Source organism: Parafrankia sp. BMG5.11, assembly GCF_004337455.1.
Genome location: NZ_SJXI01000028.1, coordinates 18,079 through 37,920, shown reverse-complemented (window position 1 = coordinate 37,920; position 19,842 = coordinate 18,079). Strand labels below are relative to the sequence as shown.

General features: G+C 70.1%; 17 protein-coding genes. 5 read left to right on the top strand and 12 right to left on the bottom strand.

What is annotated here, in order from left to right; all coding sequences use genetic code 11:
• Position 1 precedes the first annotated feature (1 nt).
• A complete protein-coding gene (locus tag E0504_RS21185) occupies positions 2-616 on the top strand; it encodes a dTDP-4-dehydrorhamnose 3,5-epimerase family protein (RefSeq protein WP_112106952.1) in 615 nt (204 codons plus the stop codon).
• A gap of 54 nt (positions 617-670) precedes the next feature.
• On the opposite strand, the gene E0504_RS21180 is transcribed toward E0504_RS21185, so the two are convergent.
• Genes E0504_RS21180 through E0504_RS21160 form a run of 5 tightly spaced genes read right to left on the bottom strand, consistent with a single transcriptional unit; the run spans position 671 to position 5,181 of the window.
• Entirely contained in the window at positions 671-1,270 is a 600-nt protein-coding gene (locus E0504_RS21180) for a DapH/DapD/GlmU-related protein (protein WP_071059157.1), read from the bottom strand.
• Positions 1,267-2,301 carry a glycosyltransferase family 2 protein gene (locus tag E0504_RS21175; protein WP_071059155.1) on the bottom strand — a complete coding sequence of 345 codons (1,035 nt, stop codon included), beginning with the start codon at positions 2,299-2,301 and terminating at the stop codon, positions 1,267-1,269. The genes E0504_RS21180 and E0504_RS21175 overlap by 4 nt, the downstream gene beginning before the upstream one ends.
• Complete coding sequence (locus tag E0504_RS21170; RefSeq protein ID WP_112106953.1) at positions 2,298-2,927, bottom strand: DapH/DapD/GlmU-related protein; 630 nt, start codon at positions 2,925-2,927, stop codon at positions 2,298-2,300. Before E0504_RS21170 ends, E0504_RS21175 begins: the two co-directional genes overlap by 4 nt.
• Positions 2,924-3,847 (bottom strand): glycosyltransferase, encoded by a 924-nt coding sequence (locus tag E0504_RS21165; RefSeq protein ID WP_112106954.1) that lies wholly within the window; start codon positions 3,845-3,847, stop codon positions 2,924-2,926. The genes E0504_RS21170 and E0504_RS21165 overlap by 4 nt, the downstream gene beginning before the upstream one ends.
• Entirely contained in the window at positions 3,844-5,181 is a 1,338-nt protein-coding gene (locus E0504_RS21160; protein WP_071059149.1) for a glycosyltransferase family 4 protein, read from the bottom strand. The genes E0504_RS21165 and E0504_RS21160 overlap by 4 nt, the downstream gene beginning before the upstream one ends.
• A gap of 327 nt (positions 5,182-5,508) precedes the next feature.
• On the opposite strand from E0504_RS21160, the gene E0504_RS21155 reads away from it, so the two are divergent.
• Both E0504_RS21155 and E0504_RS21150 read left to right on the top strand, forming a co-directional pair.
• Entirely contained in the window at positions 5,509-7,038 is a 1,530-nt protein-coding gene (locus tag E0504_RS21155) for a lipopolysaccharide biosynthesis protein (RefSeq protein WP_112106955.1), read from the top strand.
• A gap of 21 nt (positions 7,039-7,059) precedes the next feature.
• Positions 7,060-8,310 (top strand): glycosyltransferase, encoded by a 1,251-nt coding sequence (locus E0504_RS21150; RefSeq protein ID WP_131625744.1) that lies wholly within the window; start codon positions 7,060-7,062, stop codon positions 8,308-8,310.
• A 53-nt stretch (positions 8,311-8,363) separates the two neighbouring features.
• Here the strand turns inward: E0504_RS21150 and E0504_RS21145 are convergent, their stop codons facing one another.
• The 5 genes from E0504_RS21145 to E0504_RS21125 form a co-directional block, all read right to left on the bottom strand.
• Positions 8,364-9,788, bottom strand: coding sequence for an O-antigen ligase family protein (locus tag E0504_RS21145; RefSeq protein ID WP_235014154.1), 1,425 nt, complete (start codon positions 9,786-9,788; stop codon positions 8,364-8,366).
• Between the two features lie 2 nt (positions 9,789-9,790).
• Complete coding sequence (locus E0504_RS21140; protein WP_112106958.1) at positions 9,791-10,645, bottom strand: hypothetical protein; 855 nt, start codon at positions 10,643-10,645, stop codon at positions 9,791-9,793.
• A 165-nt stretch (positions 10,646-10,810) separates the two neighbouring features.
• The gene (locus E0504_RS21135) at positions 10,811-11,965 is read right to left on the bottom strand and encodes a glycosyltransferase family 4 protein (protein ID WP_112106959.1); all 1,155 of its coding nucleotides are present in this window, start codon (positions 11,963-11,965) and stop codon (positions 10,811-10,813) included.
• The gene (locus tag E0504_RS21130) at positions 11,962-13,023 is read right to left on the bottom strand and encodes a polysaccharide pyruvyl transferase family protein (protein WP_071059136.1); all 1,062 of its coding nucleotides are present in this window, start codon (positions 13,021-13,023) and stop codon (positions 11,962-11,964) included. The genes E0504_RS21135 and E0504_RS21130 overlap by 4 nt, the downstream gene beginning before the upstream one ends.
• 58 nt (positions 13,024-13,081) lie before the next feature.
• Positions 13,082-14,188 carry a hypothetical protein gene (locus E0504_RS21125; RefSeq protein ID WP_112106960.1) on the bottom strand — a complete coding sequence of 369 codons (1,107 nt, stop codon included), beginning with the start codon at positions 14,186-14,188 and terminating at the stop codon, positions 13,082-13,084.
• A gap of 842 nt (positions 14,189-15,030) precedes the next feature.
• Between E0504_RS21125 and E0504_RS21120 the strand changes: the two genes are divergently transcribed.
• Complete coding sequence (locus E0504_RS21120; RefSeq protein WP_112106961.1) at positions 15,031-15,933, top strand: tyrosinase family protein; 903 nt, start codon at positions 15,031-15,033, stop codon at positions 15,931-15,933.
• A gap of 9 nt (positions 15,934-15,942) precedes the next feature.
• A complete protein-coding gene (locus tag E0504_RS21115; protein WP_071059130.1) occupies positions 15,943-16,302 on the top strand; it encodes a hypothetical protein in 360 nt (119 codons plus the stop codon).
• A gap of 145 nt (positions 16,303-16,447) precedes the next feature.
• Here the strand turns inward: E0504_RS21115 and E0504_RS21110 are convergent, their stop codons facing one another.
• Both E0504_RS21110 and rsmI read right to left on the bottom strand, forming a co-directional pair.
• Positions 16,448-18,085 carry a carbohydrate-binding protein gene (locus E0504_RS21110; RefSeq protein ID WP_112106962.1) on the bottom strand — a complete coding sequence of 546 codons (1,638 nt, stop codon included), beginning with the start codon at positions 18,083-18,085 and terminating at the stop codon, positions 16,448-16,450.
• Between the two features lie 752 nt (positions 18,086-18,837).
• A complete protein-coding gene (gene rsmI / locus E0504_RS21105; protein WP_112106963.1) occupies positions 18,838-19,833 on the bottom strand; it encodes a 16S rRNA (cytidine(1402)-2'-O)-methyltransferase in 996 nt (331 codons plus the stop codon).
• Between the last annotated feature and the right edge of the window lie 9 nt (positions 19,834-19,842).

Below are 19,842 nucleotides of genomic sequence, written 5' to 3'. Positions count from 1 at the left end.
CGTGGCCGTCCTGACTACCACGCAGTTCACCGGCTCCGAGACCGAGATTCCGGGCCTTTTTGTGTTCGATGTTACGTCCATCGAGGATGAGCGCGGCTGGTTCCAGGAGAAGTTCCACCACGCCAAGCTCGTTGACGCAGGGATTCCCGCGAGCTTCCGGGTCGTCCAGAACAGCCTTTCCTACAACAAAAAGCTAGGCGTGACACGGGGCTTTCATGCCGAGCCCTGGGACAAGTACATATCGGTGGTGAAGGGCCGCGTCTTCTGCGCCTATGTCGACCTGCGAGCAGGGAAGAGCTTCGGAACCGTCGTCACCGTCGAACTCGACCGGAACCGAGCCGTCTTCCTGCCTCAGGGGGTCGCGAACTCCTATCAGACGATCGAGGACGACACCTACTATCTGTACAGCGTCAACGAGCACTGGAGTGCCGACCGGTACGACAGCTACGTCTTCGTGAATCTTGCCGACCCGGTCCTCGGTGTGCAGTGGCCCGTCCCGTTGCGTGAGGCCGTGATATCCGATCGGGACCAGCACCACCCGGCGCTGGCCGACGTGAGCCCGGTGGAGATCGCGCCGGCCGAGGTCGCCGGCCGCGGGGACACGGACCCGAGCTGACCGAGCACAGACTGGCCGGGCCGCCGGGCCGCCGGGCTGACCGGCGACCCAGCCTCACGGCCGGCTCGGGACGCCGTGCGGCGCCCAGCTCCGGACGACCCGGGCGGGCGCCCCTACCGCGAGACTGAAGTCGGGCACGACCCCCTTCACGACGCTGTTCGCGCCGACGACGGCGCCGCGGCCGATCGTCGAGCCCGCTGTGACCACACAGTTCTGGCCCAGCCAGGCGCCGTCGCCGATCGCCACCGGGGCGACGCCGGTGTGGCCCTGGTCCCGGATCGCGACGCCGGCCGCCCGGTAGGCGTGGTCATGATCGGCCACGTAGACGCCACGCGCGAACATCGCTCTGTCCCCGATCGTGATGCCGCGGACGGCCGACAACGTGCACCACCCGACGAACGACGAGCCCGCGCCGATTCGAATCACCGGCGCCGCCGGCTCGCCGTCCCCATCGATCACCTGGAACCACGAGCCGGGGCCCACATGGACGCCGGCGCCGATCGACATCCAGCGGGCGCCGTAGAGCCGGAACGGCGGCTCGATGTCGGTACGCGGGCCGAGCGCCCCGAACGACCCGGCCAGGAACCGGGTGAAGGCCCGGCTGCGGGCCCTGCGCCACAGGTCGAGGGACCGCTCGGGTAGCGAACTGCTCATGGCCTCGTCAGATGTCGGGACGGGTGACACGTGCCGGATGCGGGCTCGGGCGGGACGCGCGACTGGCTGGGGACGCCGCCCGTGGGCTCGGTGTACGGGGGGTAGCCGGGCCACCAGTCCCGCCGCCGACGCCAGAGCGCGCGCCAGTCGCTCGCACGCGCCCGCGGCCGCCCACGGGCCAGCCCCGACCCCAGATCGGCCAGGGCCCGCAGCGCCACCCCAAGAACGATCATCGCCAGGCAGAGCCGCTGCCGCCACCCCGTCCAGTGCTTCCTCGCCAGCGTGGTCTTCCCGCGGAGGACGAGCACGTGCTTGGCCGCCCAGTTCGAGGACGAGGCCCCGACGTGGTGCACGATCGCCGCGGTCGGGACGATCGTGGGGCGGTAGCCGGCGGCCCGCGCCCGCATCGACAGGTCGGTGTCCTCCCCGTACATGAAGAACCGGGGGTCGAACCCGCCCAGCCGTTCGAAGAGGCCGCGGCTGACCAGCAGCAGGCATCCGGTGACGACACCGACCTCGCGGACGCTGTCGCGCTGCCAGCGCCCGAGCGACTCCGGATCGAAGATCCTCGATCCGTGGAACATCGTCGACAGGCCGACCCCGAAGCACGCCAGGCTCCACAGGCTGGGTGCCCCCCAGCAGGAGCTCGGGTCGACCGATCCGTCCGGCCGCAGCGTCCGCCCGCCGTAGAGCCCGCAGGCCGGGTTCCGGCGGGCGAAGGTGAGGATCTCGGCGACCGCCCGATCGAGGACGACGGCGTCGGGGTTCAGCAGGAGCAGATAGTCCCCGTCGGCGTGGGAGGCCGCCAGGTTGACCGCGCGGCCGAACCCGAGGTTCGTCGCCGACTCGATCAGCCGCACCGCCGGGAACGCGTCCCGAATGGCGTCCGGGGAGCCGTCCGTCGAGGCGTTGTCGACGACGATGATCTCAATCTCGACCCCGGCCGGCTCAGCCAGGACGGACTCCAGGCACCGGACCGTCAGCTCGGCGGTGTTGTAGGACACGACCAGCACGGACACCTCGACGGTCACTGCTCACCCGCCGGGTGGGAGCCGGGGCGCCGCCCGGTGCCGTCCACACCGGCACGGCCGTTCTGCTCAGGCCGGTCCGCCTGGGCTGCACGACCGGAACGGGTCGACTCCCCGCGCTTCCCGATGACCTTCGCCGGAACACCCGCGGCCAACGCTCCGGCGGGCAACGACTTCGTGACGACAGAACCGGCGCCGACAATCGTGCTGTCGCCTATCGTCACGCCCGGAAGAACCACCGAGTTGGCGCCGACCCACACGTCGTTGCCGATGACGATGTCCGCCTCCCGCTTCGGCTGGCTGTCGATGACGATGTCCGGCAGCGTCTCGTAGTTCGCGGCCGTGAGAAACGTGCCCGGGCCGATCAGGGAGTGCTCGCCGATCTCGATCCGGCCAGTGCGGTCACCGGCCCACAGCGAAACCCGCTCACCGATGTGGGCGAACGCCCGTATCTCCACCCGCTCCCCGTTCCGGACGGAGACGTTCGGCGCCAGGCGGACACCCCGTTCGATCGTCATCCGGCGAACCTGCTGGACATGCGAGTAGTTGTAGAAGTGGAGGATCCGCAGTGAGTGCAGCAGGGCGCGGGCGTCGAGCAGGGAACGAAGAAAGCCGAGAACCCTGGTCACGTCGTCTCCTCAAGAAGGCGCCTGCTGCTGTCGTCACGCTCCCAGGCACCGAGGTCGCCGTGGCGGACCTTCCGGATGGCCAGCAGCTTCGCCACCGCCGAGATGGTGAGGTAGGCGGGGGCGGCGGTGAGCAGCCGGCGATCGGCGGCGACGACGGACAGCCAGGACGCGCTGCCGGTGTTCCGGTTCTCCGCGGGCACCAGCCCACGGCCGCGGAGTTCGATGTTCCCGGCGTACACCCGGATCTTCCTCCGGACGAAATCCCGCACCGTCCTCGCGGGATAGACGGTGAAGTGGACGGAGTCCACCGTGGTCCGTTCCTCCGCGCTGAACTGGTGGTAGAGGTACAGATCGTCGGCGATGGCCTCGGGAAAGCGGGTGAAACGCTTCCGCCCGACATCGCTGACACCGACGACCCCGGAGCCCACGTGCCCGTCGGCGACATAGGGCAGGCGCGTCCAGATCCGGTAGTAGTCGCGGACGGGCCGGGCCACCCCGGTCATGCACGGACGCAGCGCGGGCGCCGCGGCGAGCGCCGCACCCGTGCGCAGGACGTCGGCGACCTCGAGCAGCGCCGCTCCGGCGACCTCCACGTCGGCGTCGACGTAGAAGCGCGGGAAGGCCATGGCCGCCGCGTCCCCGGTGTTCAGGGCGGCCGCCTTGTTCGCCCGATCCGTCTCGATCACCCGGACGCCACGGGCACGGGCGGCCGCGGCTGTGCCGTCCGTGCATCCGTTGCACACCACGATCACGTCGAGTGCTCCGGTGGGCAGCCCGACGCTGAGCGCCGCGAGGCACCGTCCGATGACGGACTCCTCGTTGTGCGCCGGCACGACGACGCTGGCCAGGACGACGCTGGCTGGGACATCACCGACGCCGTGCGGCGCCGGGGCGGAGCCCGCGGAGAGCGGTGCCGTCACCCCGTCGCCGATCTGAGCTCGTCGCCCTCGTGGTCGCCGCCAGGTGCCGCCGCCGGTGTGTGGGAGCCGGCCTGCTCGCGGCGGCGTGGCGCCGGGACGGCGCAGTCAACCGGCCTCGGGCGGACCCGCTCGCCGGCCGGGCGCTCCCGCCCGGTGATGCGGTCGAAGACATCCACGTAGCCGGGGACCTGCAGGCTCCAGTCCAGTACCTCTACCGCGCGCTGCCGGCCCCGCTTGGACAGGTCGGCCCGCCGCTCCGGGTCATCGAGCAGCCGCTCGATCGCGGCGGCGAACCCGTCGATGTCGCCGGGTTCGACGTATTCCGCGATGTCCGCGGCGGTGACCCTGGTCTCGACGAGATCGAACGTGACCACGGGCAGGCCGTAGGCCATGTATTCCATGGTCTTGTTCATGGTCGACACGTTGTTGAGCGGGTTCATCGGGTCCGGTCCGACCGCCAGGTCGGCGGTCGAGAGGTATTTGTCGATCATCTCGTGGTCCGCGCGACCGGTGAAGGTCACGTGGTCGTCAAGATCCAGCTCCGTGGCGAGCGCGCACAGATCGTCATAGCAGTCGCCGAAACCGAGCAGGGCCATGTGGACGTCGGTGCGGCCGCGCTGGTGGACGAGGATGTCGAGGGCACGCAGCGCGTTGTCCACTCCGTCCTGCGGGCCCATCACCCCGAGATAGCAGAGCAGGAACTCGCGGCCTTTCCGCAGTTCCGGGTGGACTGCGCCGGGCCGCATCCGATCGGTGTCCGGGCCGCTGCGCACGACCGTCGTGTCCTGCCTGGTCCGGCCGCCACGGCGGATCGCGATCTCACGGTAGGAGTCATTGGTGGAGATGACGTGGTGCGACAGCCCGTAGGTGATGCGCTCGAGCGCGAAAAGGAAGGCGAGCAGAATCCGCGACGGGCGCTCGAAACGGGACTGGTAGACCTCCGGGCAGAGGTCGTGCTGGTCGTACACGAGGCGCACACCGCGCCGCCGATAGAATAACGCGAGCAACGCGTAGGTGTCCGGCGGATTGCACACCTGGATAACGTCGAAGCCGCGTTCCCGGTAGACCCGGCGCGCCAGCCGGGCGGTGCGCATCCAGCAGACAAAAAACTCTTTCATATATGAGAATACGCCGGACGTTGCGACGTACGGCTCGTACTTGTAGAGGTACACGTCGTCGAGCAGCTCACAGTCCGGGTCACCCGGCCCCTTGGGGCATATGACCCGCACCTCGTAACCGGCACTCACCAGGGCCTGACATTCCAGCCAGACCCGTCGGTCGAGCGGTACCGGCAGGTTCTGCACTATGATCAGCACGCGATTACTCAACGTCACCGCTCCCCCAGATTGACCAAGTGAACCCGCGGTGAGCGCCGCTGCTGGACAGGTCACCCACTGACGACATACTAGAACAGATGTTGTTCGATCCGTCCGGCCCTTTGGGGAACTCGAGATGAACCGGGCGGTCAGGCCGGTCAACGCATCAGGGTACAGTGCCCTGACCATGCGTTTTAGCGGAAAGCTTGATCGTTTGTGGTGAAATCCCGCACCGAGCCGGCCTCGCGATCTGCTCGCCGACAAGCATTCTTAGACGGAAAGCAAGGGCGCTGGTTCGACACCTCGGAACTGAACCAGGGCCTTGCCGGGCGGTCCCGGAGAGGTGTGGCGGCGACGGCCGGCGCCCAACTCTGGCGATTGTTCACCCAATTCGGCTCAACGATTATTCTGGCCCGGCTGCTGTCGCCGGACGCCTACGGCCTCGTCGGGATGGTGCTGGCGATCTCGGCTCTCGCCGACCAGCTGACGGACCTCGGGCTCTCCCAGGCCGTCATCCAGCGCAAGACGATCACTCACAGTCAGGTCAGCGCGCTGTTCTGGGTCAACGTCGTGGTCGGGCTCAGCCTCGCGGTGGCGCTGGCCGCGGCCAGCCCGCTGATCGCCCTGTTCTACGGGCACGACGAGCTCGTCGGAATCACCCTCGTCGTCGCGCCGTCATACCTGATCACCGGCGCCCTCGTACAGCACCAGGCGCTGCTCCAACGGCAGATGAAGTTCGGCTCCGTCGCGGCCCGCGACATGATCGGCCGGACCACCAGCATCGTCGTGGCCATCACTCTCGCGTCGCTGGGGGCCGGCTACTGGTCGCTGGCGCTCATGCCGACCTCGGCGGCCCTCGCCCGGGCGGTTCTCGTCTGGACGGCCTGCGACTGGCGGCCGAGCCGACCGGCCCGCGCGGACGGCCTCGCGCCGATGCTGCGCTTCGGCGGCAGCGTCGCCGGCTCCGGCCTGCTCGGGTACGTCAGCCGCAACGCCGACAACGTCCTGGTGGGCCGGTTCGCCGGGCCGGCGGCCCTCGGCCTCTACTCCCGTGCGTACGCGCTGCTCCTGCTCCCGCTGCAGCAGGTCAACCAGCCGGTCAACATGGTCGCGATCCCCACCCTGTCCAGGCTCCACGACCAGCCGGACCGGTTCCGCGACTACTACCGCGCCGCCGTGTTCACCGTGGCACTGCTCGCTCTTCCGCTGGTCGTGCTGATGGCGCTGCTCGCAGACGTGTTCGTCACCGGCCTGCTGGGCGCGCCGTGGAGCGGGGTCGTGCCGATCTTCAGAGTGCTGGCGATCGCCGGATTCGCCCAGGCGATCAGCTCGACGGCGACCTGGCTGTGGGTCTCGCGGAACCGGGCCGACAAGATGCTCAAGGTCGCCGCGGTGACCCGTCCGCTCACCGTGGCCTCGTTCTTCCTGGGGTTGCCCTGGGGGCCGGTGGGCGTCGCCTGGGCCGTCAGCATCGCCTCGGTGGTGACCGCCATCCCGATGCTTGCCAGCGCCACCCGCGACACCCCGGTCAGGCTGTCGGATGTCGCGACCTCGATCGCGCCGGCCGTCCTCGCCAGCGCGGTGCTCGCCGCGGTGACCGCCGGGGTGCGGGCGGTGGTGGACCTGCCCCCGATCGCCGAGCTCGTCACCGCCGGGACGGCCGGCGTGGCGGCGTATGTGGCTGTCGTGTCGGCCATGCCGACCTGCCGGCGCCAACTGCGCGGCGTGCTGCGCGGAAAGCGCGGGACGGCGCCGGGTCGGGGGCCGTCCGACAGCCCGGCTCCCGGATCCGTCCCGCCCCAGGATCAGTGGCCGCTCGCGGCGGCGGCCGAGCACGGCGCCCGACGCCGACGGTCACACCGGCGGTCTCGTTGATCTCGACGGAGGAACCGACCCATGCCCGAGCCCGAACCCCGCTCCGCCCCCGCGCGCGACGTCGTGTTCACCCTGTCCAGGGAGACGCTGCGGGACATGGCGATCCGCTCCTACATGCGGCCGCCGGACCGCGTCCTGCTCACCCTGATGCAGTCGCCGCGGGTGCGACGGCTGCTCGTCGCCGAGCCGTTCCGCAGCCGGGTGACAGCGTTGGCGAAGGGCGACCCGGTGGTGGCCATTCCACCGACGAGCAGGCCGGACCGCTACGTCGTGTCCGCGCGCCGCTGGCGTCGCGAGGACCCGGTCTCGCCCGCGATGCTGCGCCACACCTACCGGCGCTACGACCGGGTGCTGCGACGGGCCACGGAGCAGGCCCGCTGCGAGCGGCCCGTGGTCGTCACGACGTACCCGCTGCTGGCCGGGCTCGCCGAGCTGGAATGGGCCGACTCGGTCGTCTACTTCGCCCGTGACGACTGGGCGACCTACCCCCCGCTGGAACGCTGGCACCCGGCGTTCCAGGATGCCTACGCCGAGATCCGCCGCCGGCGGCGGCCGGTGGTCGCGGTGTCGGAGTCGCTGCGCCGACGGCTCGCTCCCACCGGAGGCTCACTGGTCGTCCACAACGGCGTCGATCCCGCCGAGTGGGAGCGGCTGCCGCCGGCGCCCGCGCTGACCACGGGCCTGCCCCGGCCGTGGTGCGTCTACGCGGGCACCGTCGACGACCGGCTCGACGTCGACATGGTCGCCCGGCTGGCGACGGAGAGCACGGTGATACTCGCCGGGCCCGTCAAGGACGAGCGACACGCCGCCCCGCTGCGGGCGTTGCCCTCGGTGGTCCTGCCAGGCCATCTCCCCCGGCCGGCCGTCACCGGGCTGATCGCCGCGGCGGACGTGTGCCTGCTACCGCACCGGGTGACCTCACTGACGGAGGCGATGGATCCGATCAAGCTGTACGAGTACCTGGCGGCGGGGCGGCCCGTCCTGGCGAGCGACCTGACACCGGTCCGGGGCATGGGACCGCGGGTCAGGCTGCTGGCGCCGGGCGACGATCCGGTGGCCGCGTTCAGGGAGGTCCGCGGCTGGCCGGAGGTGACCGAAGCGGAACGCCACCGGTTCGTCGCGGCGAACAGCTGGTCAGCCCGTCATGTGGAGCTGCTGGACTTCGCTCTTGGCGGCGATCCGGAGCGGCAGCAGCGGCCCGCGGCCCGGCCGGCCCCGCCGATCGAAGGCCACGCTAGGGCGACGTCAGCGAGGGCCGGCGAAGCGACGTGAGACCGGCACCCGCGAGGGCCGGCGTACCCGCGGCCGGCCCTCGCGGCGCTGGTTCACGCGATACCGGCGGGCTGCCGGGCCGCCGGGACGAGCTCCGCCACGCTTGGCTGGTCACCGCGCGGGTCCCGCCACTGGACGGGTGCCGCCGCGGCAGGGCCGGCCGGTGTGGGCACGGGCCGCTGTTCGAGTCGCCACAACGCGCCGGTGACACCCAGCGTCAGGTAGAACAGGCCGGCGAAGGCCGGGAACGACAGTGAGTCGAAGCTGTACGAGGCCGCCGCGACGGCGACGAGCATCGCGGCGAGGGCCTGGGCCAGTTCTCGGGTCGCCGCGTCGGCGGCGCGCCGGGCCACCCCGAACGCCATCGTGATCCCGCCGAGCATGACGATGACGAGCGCGGCCAGACCCACGTATCCGGAGGTGAGGATGGTCCCGAGGTACTGGTTGTCGAGGAAGAAGTACTTCGCCGGGATGAAGGTGCCCGGCCCGCGCCCGAACCACGGCCGCTCGCTGATGTAGGCCTGCGCGACCGCGTAGTCCGCGATCCGTCCCTGATAGCTGGGATCAGTCTTGTAGTTCAGGAACAGACTGCGCAGCGTGCCGAGCACGCCGGGCACGGCGGCACCGAACGCGCCGACCCCGATCACCAGCCAGACGAACACGTTGAAGCGCCGCCGCCAGCTCCACACGACGCTCTGGACCAGCAGCACGCAGCCAAGCCCGATGATCGCCGTCCGGGAGACGGAGAGGGGGGCGGCCGCCGCGGTCAGCACCAGCGCCCCGGCGGCACGCTGCCGGGCACCCTTGGTGACAGCGTGAGAAGTCCGGTACAGCGCCAGCGGGACGACCATGGCGACGACCACACCGAACTCGATGTAGTGCGACGCCGTGCCGGCGACCCGGGAGGTGCCGCCCCCTCGTGAGACGGACTCGAGCGCCGGGGACCACATCACGAACCCGGGAAGCCGCAGGTACCTGCTGTAGTCCTCGTGCGTCAGGTACTGGACGATTCCGAACAGCGCCATCACGGCCCCGAAGCACATGATGCGCGAGATCAGGACCTCGAGCCGGGCCCGCGAGGGAATTCCGTCGGCTGCCGCGAGCGCGATGCCGACGAGCGCCAGGACGGCCAGGATCGACCGGTCCGAGGCACGGGCCTCCACGCCGTCGAGCCCGCGGCGCTGACCGGCCACATAGGCGGCGAGCAGCGCACCCAGATAGATGAGCAACAGGCCCCGGACCGGCTGGCGGCCACGGCGGACCAGGCCGGGATGCAGCCAGGTGCACAGCCAGGCGCCGGCCAGCACCAGGCCGAGCAGGAACATCGGCCGGCCCGCCGCGCCGAGCGACTGCAGGGTGTTGCGCGCCGGGATGACGAACAGCAGCACGCCGAGGAGTGTCAGCACGCTCACCGCGTCCGGCCGCCACCTGGCGATCGGGAGCGCCGCCACCGTCCGGAGCGCCGCCCGTCCGGGCATCGTCACCGCGGGCGGCCGCTTCGGTCGAGGTCCGGCGGGACGGGCCCCGCCCCGAGTCGGTTGCCCGTCCGAATGGTCACCGTGTCCTCATTGACCGCCGCGGTCTCGTACTCCGGTGTGTCCCTGCCCGGTGTGTCCCCGCCTCGGCGCGGCGAGGCCAGTGGATCTCCCAGCGGATCCGGCTCCCGAGTCAGCGGGCTCCGCGGTGATCCGGCGTCCGGCAAGCTGTCGGGCCGGCCGGTTCCACCGGCCGCGGCGCGACGGCGGGCGGCGACGAAGCCGTCCAGCGCCACCGCGAGGCCCACCGCCGCCGCGAGCGCGACGACGCCGATGACGATCCGCTGGCGGGAACGACCCGGGTACTGGGCGGGTGAGAGGTTGGCTCCCTCGGCCGCCGGCATGATCGAGTACTGCGCGCCCGGAGCGGTGACACCGGTGCTGGCCTGGTGCGCGACGAGGTGTCGGTTCGCCATCGCGACGACCTCCTCGACGGTGCGACGGGCCAGGTCGGGCGTCGGGCCCGTCACGCTCACCGACAGCACCAGCTTCGCCCTGGTCCAGCTGACCTTGTAGGTGGGGAGAAGGCCCATCTTGTGGATCTGCGCGCGGGACGCGTCGGCGTCCATGGCGCGTTCCTCGAGCGAGCCGGCGAAGCCGACGCCGCCGGAGTTCTCCACGCTGCCGGTCGGCGCACTCGCGCGGCTCGGCGGGGCGTTGACGAAGGCGTCCATGGCCGCGGAGTACTGCGGCTTCACTCCCGAAGTGGTGACCAGGGCGGTTGCGATCCCCACTGCCACAACCGCCAGGAACACATACCAGCGCCGAATGGTGATGCGCACGATCTGCCATATATCCATCTGAGCATTCCCTCCCCTCCCACGCCGCCGGCGCTCACCGACGGCAGATACTCTGATCGCCTTTTCGGCACGTCGTCAGACCCAGCGGGTCCTTGTTCCTCCCGTACTTCGCCTGGACAGCGCCGTCACGCGCCACCGGCGCCTTCTCGCCCGGCCCGCGGCAGATCACATCCCTCGCAACAGACCGGCCAACCGGCCCGCCTGCGCGCCGGTGTTGAACGTCGTCTCGACCGCCTGGCGGCCGGCCCGCCCCATTGCCGCGGCCCGGTCGGGGTCGAGCAGGAGCCCCGCCAGCTCCGCGGCGAGGGCGCCGGAATCACCCGGCGGAACAAGCAGTCCTGTCCGCCCATGATCGACGTAGTCGGACATTCCCGGGGTTTCGGTGACCACGACCGGGCGGCCCGAGGCCATGGCCTCGAGAACGACACTGACGCCGCTGACATGTAGGTTCGGCCGCAGTGTAACCACCACCGCGGAGGCGCGAGCGTAGAGATCAACAAGATCGATGTGGCTCATTCTTGGATGCCGCTTCCCGAGCCTTGCGGGAATCGTCACCTCTCGGCCGGTAACCAGTTCCAGGCGCAGCCCGGTGACTTTTCCAGCCGCGTCCGCGATGGCGGCGAGAAGCGTATCGTGGTCCCGGTGCCGGTCGTTTCCGACGCTGACCACCAGGCCGGGTACCGGATCGGTTTCGGCCGGCCGGAAGAAGTCCGCGTCGATGCCGAAGGGCAGATGGGCGAGTCTGCGTTCGGCGACCTTCAGGACGTCCCGGAGCACCGGGAGCTGGGCGCTCGACAGCGCCCAGACCAGCTGGGCCGAACGCAGCGCGCGGGGCGCCAGCGCCAGTGCCCCCCGCGGCCGGCCCACCGGGTCGGTCAGCCAGATGACGCCGGTGGCGACCGGTCTGCCGCCCCGCCACCGCTCCATCGAGGCAGCCGGTACCCCGGCCCGTTCGTCCCAGCACAGCACCGCCTCCGCCGCCGCGTCGATCCGACGCGCGGCGACCTCCCGCCACTCGAAGCCCCCCAGCGCGCGGGTGGCTCTCGCGCCCGGCGCCCGGTGGCTCACGGCCGGCAGCGACCCGCTGGTCCGAAACCCGTGGTCGGCAAGCCTGTTCAGCCCGTACGGCCAGACGTCCGGGACCTCGCCCCGGGCATGTCGACGTTCCCAGTCGTAGGGGTCGAGGCCCCGACTCAGGAGCACATCCACGACCGGCCGTGGCTCACGGTTCGTGTCGGCGGTGTCGGCACGAGCGGCCATCTCGGCACGAGCGGCGGTGTCGGCACGAGCACCGACGCCGTGTCGCGGTGGGGCGGTCACGGCGCGAACTCCCGGCACCTCTCCAGGGCCTCGTCCGCGCTGGTCGCCCAGTGCACGAGGTCGCTGTCCGAGGTCCACGCCTCGAAGGTCCCACTGACCTTTCCGTAGCTGTTGTCAAACACCGAGTGGGGGATGCCGAGAAGCAGGCAGAGAATGTGCGCGTGCAACCGGTCGGTCACCACGTAACGTGCGGTGCACAGGAGGCTCGTCGCCGTTCCCACGCTTATCTTCGCCATTGTTTCATAGGCCGCGTGCAGCGCGGGGCGGGCCGCCCGGTGCGCATCCGGATGCCGGCCCAGGGCATGCCGCTCGAGTTTCGGCAGCGCCTTCGCCGCCCTCCACCGCGCCGCGGGCAGGCCACGCATTCCCCAGTCGGCCCGACGTATGCCGGGGCCGGCCACGCCCGCGATGGCTCCGGTGCCCTCAACGTCATCGCGGGCAAGACACAGCACGCCGTCGGGACGTACCGGCCGCGGCGGTCTCAGCGGGCCGTTGGCCAGGGCCGAGTCCGGCGCGAACACGAGCGGCACATCGAAGTTCTCGGTGGCGAACGAAAGACTGCGCCGTTCACGGACCATGAGAGTGAAATGTGGGTGGGCCGCGGTCACGCGCTGGGCCTCGGAAAGCGCCGTCCGGCTACGGAAGGAAATACTCTGCGGAAGTTGGATCACGGTACGGTCCGGGAAGTCACGCAGGACCCGGACCCGGAGCTCCTGATGCCCCGGCCAGAGGTCACCGAAATTCCCCCCGCCGAGTAACAGGACAGGCCCCTCCGGCAGTGCCTCCCGTAACCGGTCCGGCCGGTAGCGCGCGGTGTCCGCGACGTAGGCGACCCTTACTCCCAGCTGTCGGAGAATCTGGCGTACGCCGAGCCAGATGGCCGAGTCACCACTGTTGCGGTGGTACGGGAAGTCGAGGAGCGCCACGTCGGTCGTCCCCGGCGGCAGCAGGTCGGCGACGGCGGCCGTGGCCCGCGTCGACAGGCTCTCGATCAGGCGGGCAGTGGATGCGACCGCTGCCGTCGAGGCGTACGAAACCCCTGTCGCGGCCTCCGTCATTACTCGCGTCCCCCAGCGTCCCGTAATCCTCGGATGGTCCGGTCGGTACAGCACCGCGTCAGGTCGTCGCGGCCCGGCCGCGCAGGGCCCGCCGCCGCACAAGCCGGTGCACCCGCCGTGCGTCGGACCTCGCGATCGCCTCGGCAAGCGCCCTGACGAGCACGGGGTCACGGTTCGCCCGGCGAAGTTCACGCAGGTTCACGACCGCCCAGTGCCGGGGGCCTCGGCCGGGGAGGTCAACCCGCCGCACGACATCCGGATCAAGACCGGACGGGAAGCAGGTGAACTCGCCGAGCACGCCGAGGGACTCCAGGGCGAGCATCGTGCGCAGGCACTTCTCGCACCTGCCGCAGTTGAAGTCGCCGCCCGGGTTCTCCCAGCAGACCCTCAGGTTCTGCCGGACGACCGGGTGCCTCGCGATGAAGGCGACCTTCTCCTGGCGGGTGGCGTCACATCCGTCGTGCTCGATCGCGATCTGGTCGCTGGACAGCAACGGATCGGTGAGCGGGTGTGAGGCGAGCGGCTGCAGCTCGTGGTAGGCGAGAGTCCCGGCGACCAGCGCACGACCGAACCGCCGGGACAGCAGGTGCGCGACGGTGGCGAGCCCGGACGAGACGTAGGCGGGCCAGCTGACGTGCGGATCCGACAGCGCGCGCAGGTCGGTCTCGAGCTCGATCAGCTCCTTGCCGAGGCTCTCCACCGTCCGACGCAGGCTGTCGGAGACGACTCGTCGCAGTTCGACGTCCTCCAGACCGACGTCGAATCCGTGCACGTAGACGACCGCGTCGACCCTGTCGATGTTGCGTAGGAGCGTGTAGAAGCTGTCGACCCCGCCGGAGAAGAAGCAGAAGGTCTCGGCCGCCGCCGGCCGGGCCGAGCGGGCGGTCCCGGTCAGCACCTGTACCGGCTCGAGGGTGGGATACCACCGCGACATCAGTGCCTGGTAGTCGTCCACCCTGGCGGCCAGCACCTCGCTGATCGGCCCCGCGCACTCCAGAGTCACGCCGCGCCGCATGGCGATTGTCAGCGCAGTGGTCAGGCCGGCGTTCGCCGTCTCGGCAAGCTCGACGTCCGAGGAACGGAAGTACGCCTCTTCCACTCCCCTCAGGCCACGCACACCGATGGAGACCAGATCGCCCGGCACGGACGAAACCTCCACCTTCATGGCTTTCCCCCAATTATAGCCCTGATAGTGAGCAGGGTCGAGCATAACGGGATGGGGACACCGAGATACGGGAATTCTTGGATGTCCTCGCCCCATCTCGTCGAACGGTACTACCTCGGCGGAAGATCCGCCCGGAGCGGCTACGCGGCCACCGAGGGGAGCCGGCGCGGCCGCGCCGGCTCCGACGGCCCGAGAGCATCATCGGATGCCGATTGTTTGCTTGTCGTCAGAATTTGTTTGCTAGACGCCAGGAATCCGAAAGTGGCGCCACGGCCGCATCTCCAGCAGCTGGCCCGGCGCCCGCCGAGCCGAATCGACTGCCACGAAAGAAGATCGGCCGCGGCACCCATTCGCCAGCCCCCACCATCATGTAGCGGCGTGAACACGGAGAGCGCCTGGACGGTTTCCGGCAAGAATTCAAGCCGATTTGCAGCTACGCCCTCCGGTGTGTGCTTAAACTGGTGGGGCTCTCGCGCAGACAGGGTTCAAAGCATGAAGGTCGCAACATCTCCATCATTCAACAATCCGATGCCGGTCCGTTACATCCGGTCGACCGGCAGAGAGTTGCCCTGCCCCCGGCCGCCACGGACCGGCGGGGGATCAGGAAGGTGGACGGCAGCCAGGGATGCGTGTGGGCGCAGGGGAAGTCCACGCCAGGAACACCGCCGCCGGGTCGGTGGCGCGGACAGCGGCAGCGGCTTCCAGGAACCAATCGGCCGGCGTCGGATATCCGACATCGACCGGCCCGGCCCCGAGGGGCCATCGCAGGTCGCAGCGTCGAGTCGTTCACAGGAATGCGTCGACGCGCCTACCGGGCGCGTCGGCGAGGGGGGGAAGGTTACATGCCTGTTCGTCGAAGTATCTACGCACTCAGTCTGGCCGAGGTCCAGGCGTTCACCGACGCACTGAACACCCTGAAGCAGTCAGGTGTCTACGACCAGTTCGTGACACGGCATCACACCGCAATGATGACTTTCACACCGACGTCACAGACCGTACGGAACGCCGCACACAAGGGACCGTCGTTCCTGCCCTGGCACCGCCAGTCACTCCTCGAGTTCGAATCCGCGCTCGGTGCGGTCCTGCCCGATTTCGGAATCCCTTACTGGCCGTGGGAGGCCGACGCCGCGTTACCTGACCCGAAACAGGCGCTGATCTGGACGGCGGACTACTTCGGCGGGAACGGTCTGCAGAGCAACGGCTGGTATGTACAGGACGGGCCGTTCGTCAGCTGGCAGGCGATCATCCTGAACAGCTCGACGGGTCAGCTCGTCCCCCGTTCAAGGGCTGGACTCATCCGGAAGTTCGCGGTGGACACCGGCGCGACAACCCTGCCGACACAGGCGGACGTCACCGACTGCCTCACCGAGTCACAGTACGACCGCTCCCCCTGGATCGACTCCCAGAGCACGAGTCCGAGTTTCCGTAACCGGATAGAGGGCTTCCTCCGACACGCCGGCGAGTCGTCCACCCAGGCGAGAATGCACGGCCGGGTGCATCGGTGGGTCGGCGGCGACATGGGCGTCAGCACGTCCCCGAACGACCCGATCTTCTGGCTGCATCACTCGAACGTCGACCGGATCTGGTCGGTGTGGCAGGCGTCCGGGCACGCCACCGACTACCTCCCGGTCACCGGCGGGCCGACGGGCCACAACCTGAACGACGCGCTGCTGGGTCTTGCCACGTCGGGAGTCACGCCCGCCTCGTTGCTGGACATCACCGCACTCGGCTACAGCTACGAGTAGGGGAAAGACATGACCGAGATGTCGCGCCGGCGGATACTGAGCAGCGCCGGAGTCGCGGGTGTGCTGGCTGCCACCGGGTTCGTCGCCACACGGCCGACCGAGGTGGAGGCCGCCACCGCGGATTCCCTCCGGTCCTTCCGGTCGGGCCAGATCAAGGACCTCAGGATCGGCGGGCGAGCAGTACGGATCGCCGAGAGCTCCAATGATCTCGTCGTCACCGTCGACGGGCGGCAGCTGAACCACGTGCAGATCCATCGGGACAGCCCCACCCGATACCTGTCCCACGTCTTCCCGCACCACGAGTTCGCGGACGTGAAGTCACTGGTCGCGGCCCTGGTCGAAGGCGACCGAACGCTCCTCGTTCTCTGAGATTCGCTGAGGCGAGTCTCCGCGCCAAGCGGCGGCCAGACGCAGCTGTCCGTGGGTCCTGGTCGCGACCGGGACCCACGGATCCGTACGAGTGGTGGATCAGGGGGCCGTCGGGCTCGGAGCGCCCGACGGCCCCCTGATCACCTCAGCATTTGGGGTCGTCGTTCACCGGACGGCCGGTGTCGGCCCAGATGTTGGACTGGTCGAACTTCACCTGGCTGCCCTTGAACGACTTGATCCCGTACAGGCAGTTGCGGCCGAACCGGTTGTTCACGAAGGTCACGTCACCGGCACCGTTGAGGGTGAAGCCGCCGCCGTTGATGAAGTTTCCGTCGAAGACAACCCGCGAGATCGGCCCGATGTTCTGCCCGAACATGTAGCCGGCGTTACTCGACTCGCCGGTCGTCTCGTTGATGGGAATCAGGGTGTTGTGGCGCAGCACGATGTTGCTGCCGCCGGTGGTCTGTACCGCGTCGTTGTGGCTGGACGGGGTCTGGGCGAGGTGATGAACGTACGAGTTCTCGATGAGGATGTTGTCGTTAATGAAAAAGCCGTCGATCGTGTTCGAGATGTTCACCCGGCGGGCGGTGAAGTCGGCGGTCGACATACCGGAGTTCGAGGCGCCCTGCCCGTCGATGGTGACGTCCTCGACCAGCAGGTTCTGGCCGAGGTTCTTGATCACCGCGGAACCCGACGACCGGCAGGAGACCCGGGAGTTCCGGATGACGACGTTGTCGGCCTCCACTCGGATGCACCCGCGCACATCCCTGTTCTCGATCACCGTTCCCGCGCGGGTGATGCGCTGGTCACCGGAGAGGAGGGTCAGCGACGTCCCCGCCCGGACGCCAGTGGTGCTCGCGTTGGGCATGCCGGCCGGGATCGGCGTGATACCCGACCCACCCGGTGCGGGCGGTGCCGTGCTCGGGCGCGGTTGCTCACTCGTCGGCGCGCTGGGAGTCGCGCTCGTGCCAGGCCGCGGGCTGCCGCTCACCGGCGGGGACGCGCTCGGCTGGCCGCCTGTGGTCGCCGCCGGCCCCGTCGGGGCCGGCGATGACGGCCTCCCGATGAGAAGGGACGCATCGTCCGCGTAGAGGAACTGGCCGGCGGGAAGCCGGTCGGCGACGACCGCGAAGTCCAGCCGGTGGCCCGTGGCGGTCGCCCGCAGGGAGACCTCGACCTTTCGCCAGGTGGCATCGTTCAGGGTGACGTTGGTCAGGGCGCGCGCGGCCGTGCGGGCACCGTCGAGCTCGGTCAGCTTCAGCTGGACGCGGGTGCCCGGGGCGGTCGTGCGCACCCAGACGGCGCCGAGATAGGTCAGCCTGCCGCCGGTCCAGGTCACGGCGTCCGGAGTGTCGGTCAGGGTGATGGCGGGTACCCGGGCCCTGGCCGTGACGACCGCCGCGCCGGACCCACTGCGGCCGGGCACCGTCGGGGACAGGCGAGCGCTCTCGGACGGCCCGGCCGACCAGCCCGCCACCGTGTTCTCGAAGCCAGGGTTCGGGAGGAAGTTCACACCGGTCTGGTATCGCGGCTCGGTGTCGGCCAGCTGGATGGGCTTCCCACCCGCGTCGTCGCCCCCGAGCGCGGAGTGCAGGATCACGCCGGTCGTCCCGCCGACCACGACAAGGAGACAGAGGGCGGATAGCAGGATCTTGCGTCTGGCGGTTCGAACCACGCGGTCACGCCTGCGCCGGTCACGCCGCCCCACCCGGCGGCCCGCGCCACGCGAATTCTGTGCGGGGCCGTCCGGCCTTGCCTCGTCCTCGATGATGCTCTGATGCATCTGCAGCCAGCTCCAGAAGATGGATGGCCGGGTTCACGGGAGCTGCCGCCTGCTGGCGGCCAGCGGCTTGGAACCCGTTGACAGAATGTGCACCCCCCCGTTGAGAGCACTCCCACCGGGGCAGCCCGGTTCAGCGGGCGCAGGCGGGATGCATTCATCAGGATGCTTTCAAACTGATTCCTCTGATTCCGCCGGTCTTTCTTGACATAAAGCAAGCATCGGCGGCCGGTCGACAGCCACCGCCCGTCGACAGCCAGGGTCGCCAACAGCCAGGGCCTCGGAATTTGACACACAGCCGATAATCCATGCCTGGCAGGGTGGCTTATCCTACCCCGACCACTCCGCCTCGCCAATGGATACTCGTGGGGAGAGCGTGACGTCCGGTCTGATGGACGCCATCGGATGGACGTGGTCGGGCAGGCGCTGTCGGGCAAGTGCTGTCGGGCAGGCGCTGTCGGGCGGATGCCGGAACGGTTGCTGAACGTCTGGGGGGCGCGGTAACCGTACGAGACCGCCGGCACCCCGGTACGGCCAAGCGGAAGGAATTCCACACCGAGACCACATATGAGAAAGGACCTGCCGTGGCCTCGCAAACCGCCGCGGCACGACGTGGCTCCAGGCCCTCATGGTCCGTGCGATGGTCTGTGCGAGCGGCACTGCACGGCACGACATCGCCAGGAATCACCGCCCCGAAGTGCGAGTTCCGCACCGGCGCCCTGGCGCCCCCGGTCACCCGGGCGGGCCGGGGCGGCTCACCCCTCGTCTGTTCCCGGGGTCTCTGTCCGTTCCAGGTCGCGGGCGGCGATCACCGCCGCGTACACCTCCCGGGGTGACAGGGAGTACTCGGCGGCCACCGCCTTACGCGCGTCCCGCGCCGGCATGCCGCCCGCCGTCAGGCGGGCCACCGCCGCGGCGAGCACCTCCGGCCCGGCCTGAGTGGGCGCCGCGGGACCAGCCCCCGGCCCGGCCGCGGCACCGGCCTTGTGCGGCCCCGTCTCTGCCCAGAGCGCGCCAACTGGTGCGCTCGCTCCGGCCTCCCGGGCGGGCCTGGCCGTCCCGGCGCTCGCGTCGCCGGCGATCACCAGGGTGAACTCGCCCCGGACGGTGCGCCCGTCGCCGGCCCAGTCGACCAGGCCGGCCAGGTCGGTGCGGACGATCTCCTCCCAGGTCTTCGTGAGCTCCCGGCACAGCGTCGCCCGGCGCGGCCCGCCGAAGGCCTCCGCCAGGTCACGCAGCGACGCGCCCAGCCGGTGCGGCGACTCCAGGAAGACCATCGTCCGGCTCTCCGCGGCGAGCCCGCGCAGCCGTGACCGGCGTTCGCCCGCCTTGCGGGGCAGAAACCCCTCGAAGGTCCAGCGGTCCGAGGGCAGCCCGCTGACGGCCAGCGCCGCCGTGACCGCCGACGGCCCGGGGACCACGGTGATCGCCACCCCGGCCGCGGCCGCCGCCGCGACGACCCGGTAGCCGGGGTCGGAGACCGCGGGCATGCCCGCGTCCGTGACGAGCGCGACGGTGCGGCCGGCGAGCAACTGCTCGGTGAGCATCTCCGCCCGGGCGCCCTCGACGGCGTCGTAACAGGAGACGACCCGCCCCGTGATCGTGATCCCGAGCGCGTGCGCGAGCCGGCGCACCCGGCGGGTGTCCTCGGCGGCGATCACGTCGGCGGTCGCGAGCACCTCGCCCAGCCGCGGGCTCGCGTCGCGCACGTCACCGATCGGGGCACCGCACAGCACGAGGGTCCCGGACACCCGACCAGT

Coding starts and splice junctions, on each gene's coding strand:
- E0504_RS21115 (WP_071059130.1), top strand. CDS start 15,943: ATGACCGAGATGTCGCGCCGGCGGATACTGAGCAGCGCCGGAGTCGCG.
- E0504_RS21125 (WP_112106960.1), bottom strand. CDS start 14,188: ATGAAGGTGGAGGTTTCGTCCGTGCCGGGCGATCTGGTCTCCATCGGT.
- E0504_RS21110 (WP_112106962.1), bottom strand. CDS start 18,085: ATGCATCAGAGCATCATCGAGGACGAGGCAAGGCCGGACGGCCCCGCA.
- E0504_RS21150 (WP_131625744.1), top strand. CDS start 7,060: ATGCCCGAGCCCGAACCCCGCTCCGCCCCCGCGCGCGACGTCGTGTTC.
- E0504_RS21120 (WP_112106961.1), top strand. CDS start 15,031: ATGCCTGTTCGTCGAAGTATCTACGCACTCAGTCTGGCCGAGGTCCAG.
- E0504_RS21180 (WP_071059157.1), bottom strand. CDS start 1,270: ATGAGCAGTTCGCTACCCGAGCGGTCCCTCGACCTGTGGCGCAGGGCC.
- E0504_RS21130 (WP_071059136.1), bottom strand. CDS start 13,023: ATGACGGAGGCCGCGACAGGGGTTTCGTACGCCTCGACGGCAGCGGTC.
- E0504_RS21140 (WP_112106958.1), bottom strand. CDS start 10,645: ATGGATATATGGCAGATCGTGCGCATCACCATTCGGCGCTGGTATGTG.
- E0504_RS21145 (WP_235014154.1), bottom strand. CDS start 9,788: ATGCCCGGACGGGCGGCGCTCCGGACGGTGGCGGCGCTCCCGATCGCC.